Origin of the sequence: Bowdeniella nasicola (assembly GCF_001907295.1) — a bacterium.
In the GTDB taxonomy this organism is placed as follows: Bacteria; Actinomycetota; Actinomycetes; order Actinomycetales; family Actinomycetaceae; genus Bowdeniella; species Bowdeniella nasicola.
On record NZ_MQVR01000141.1, the window covers coordinates 1 to 2,282 of the forward strand.

Sequence of the window (2,282 nt, forward strand, 5' to 3'; positions counted from 1 at the left end):
GAACTTCTATCTTCACCCAAGGCCCGCCCCTCATTCATCACCAACACCCGGCAGTCAGAGACCGCGTCACGCACTCTGAAACCGGAAGAGCCACTAAAACCTGGCGCCATGAGCTCGACGAGATCGCGCGCGATACCGCACTCATGGGCGGCGACGTCTCGATGTTCTTGGACCGTATCAACGACGGCTATGAGCTCGAGGCCTGTAACGACAAAGCGAGCGAAGAAGAGCTGACCGAGATCTATCGCGACGCCTGGCTGGAGCGGAAAAAATTTTTCGAGCAGCGCGAAGCCACGGGGACGCGAAGCAATATCGAGGAAGCGTTCGACGACCTCGAATCCAAGGGCGTCCTCGCGCGCGCGTGTTTCTCGTGCTGCGGCACGTGCGCAAGCTCCGAGATCTGGGGCGAGTTCGACGAATCACGCCCGTGGCAAGGCTACGTCTACTTCCATTGGCAAGACGCCGAAGCCCTGGTGGAACTTCGAACTGGTCCCGACGCCGGCACGGCCATCGGAATGTTCCTGGTGAAGCCGATTCCACCCTCGGGCGGCGGGACGCCTACCGAAGTCGAGATCGGCTGACGGCAGCTAGCGGAGCACTGCGGCAACGGCTATATCTCTGAGGCCGCCGAGGCCGTCCTCGAAGCGCTCCTTGACTCCGGGCTCGATCATGTCGTGGCCGTCACCGACCCCGCCAATATCGCGTCGCAGCGAGTCGCCCCCGCCTTGGAATGCGCGAGATAGGCATGACGACGGACTACTACGACGCCGAAACGCTCCTCTTCCGAGCGCCGTAAGGTCTGCTAGGTCGTAAGCAACGTCATCGCTGTTTGGTGATCCGTGACTAGCGCCGAGAGATATCCCCCCGCTAACGCGCCCTGTAGCGCCGCCACTTTATCCTGCCCCCATGCTACTCCGATGACCAGGGGGATTCGCTCGATCCGTTCCAGGTCGACCGCTAAGGTGCGCTGGCAAAACGGGGTCGGAACATGCCTGCCGTCCCTTGCAAAATGGTGGGCACAAATATGCCCGACGACGTTTTTGCGACGCAACAGCCGGGCCGTTTCTTCATCCTCATAGGCCGCGAGGATCGCCCCGGAGTGCCCATCGTGGACACTGCCTACGCCGACGAGGGCAATGTCCGCTCGGGTCGCGAGTTCCAGGGTCGTCGCTACCTGCTCTTCCTTCATCAACACGCTAGCCGCCTCAGCAGTCGGCACCACGAGCGGGACCGGCAGCGCACTATAACGAGCACCGAGTTTTGTCGCCATATTCCGACACGTTTCCGGAGAATCGACGACGACATCGGTTGCTCCAACGCTGCCGATCATCTGCACGACACGTGCATGAGGCAGCCGCAGCTGCGGCATTGCTTCCACCGTGGCAGCAACCGCTCGACCATTCGAGATCGAGATGACCGAATCGCTCTTGAGTCGCTCCACTACAAGGTCCGCCGCGAGCCGACCGATGACTTCTCGCCCTTGGGTCGCATAGTCGGGCACGGCGACGCGCACACAGTCCAGCGTGAATCGTTCGGCCAGCTCCGTTTCGAGGGTCATCACGCGCTCCAACGGGTGGCCCACGCGGATCTGCACCATGTTGCGCTCCCTCGCTTCCGCAAGGAGTCGAGAGATGCTTGGTCGGGAGTAGCCGACCGCTGCCGCAATTTCTGACTGGGGTTTGTTCTCCACCCAGTACAGCTTCGCCACCGTAAGCAGCAACATGATGTGTTCCCGCTCCGAACGTGTCTTTGACTTAAACATTTGCTCATCCTTGTGATAACTCAGCCTCCACCCCACCGTAGCGAACGCACACCCCACCTCACGGCTTTTCGCCGATTGCGACCTGTTATTGGTATGGATCGTCAGCGCTCCGCACAACACTCCTCTCCCTCGACTGCCAGACCGTAACGAACATATGTTCACATTCACACTAGACGCTTCGACGTGATGGACCCTACGGTGGCGGCACACCTGATTCGTTCGAAGGAGAACTCCATGGCGTTCGCACGCACTATTACCGCCGACGTCGACCCCAGCACCCTCGGTGTCGTTAATGCTCATGACCACCTCATTCGCGTAGGCGCAGGTGAGGTATATATCGATGCCGATCATCAACTCGGCGATGTCGATAAAGCGATTACGGAAGCAACATACTTTGCCGAGGCATCACGGAATTGGAGCCCGCTAGGGGTCAAGTCCCTTGTAGTGGTGTAACGGCGTTTTCCTCTCGTTTGGGGTTTTAGCTTGCTAGTGCGGGCGTGTCGGTATCGGTCATGGTCGT

General features: G+C 59.9%; 3 protein-coding genes and 1 pseudogene. 3 read left to right on the forward strand and 1 reads right to left on the reverse strand.

Annotation, left to right across the window (positions count from 1 at the left end; genetic code table 11):
* Together BSZ39_RS12620 and BSZ39_RS15190 are read left to right on the forward strand one after the other, a co-directional pair.
* On the forward strand, positions 1 to 581 hold a 581-nt coding region (locus BSZ39_RS12620), incomplete at its 5' end, for a DUF6891 domain-containing protein (protein ID WP_425425695.1).
* A gap of 24 nt (positions 582 to 605) precedes the next feature.
* Positions 606 to 743, forward strand: a pseudogene (locus tag BSZ39_RS15190) (GNAT family N-acetyltransferase); the annotation flags it as partial.
* 59 nt (positions 744 to 802) lie between these two features.
* On the opposite strand, the gene BSZ39_RS12630 reads toward BSZ39_RS15190, so the two are convergent.
* The gene (locus BSZ39_RS12630; RefSeq protein WP_073717654.1) at positions 803 to 1,762 is read right to left on the reverse strand and encodes a sugar-binding transcriptional regulator; all 960 of its coding nucleotides are present in this window, start codon (positions 1,760 to 1,762) and stop codon (positions 803 to 805) included.
* 234 nt (positions 1,763 to 1,996) lie between these two features.
* Between BSZ39_RS12630 and BSZ39_RS12635 the strand changes: the two genes are divergently transcribed.
* Entirely contained in the window at positions 1,997 to 2,215 is a 219-nt protein-coding gene (locus tag BSZ39_RS12635; protein ID WP_222842969.1) for a hypothetical protein, read from the forward strand.
* Positions 2,216 to 2,282: the final 67 nt, after the last annotated feature.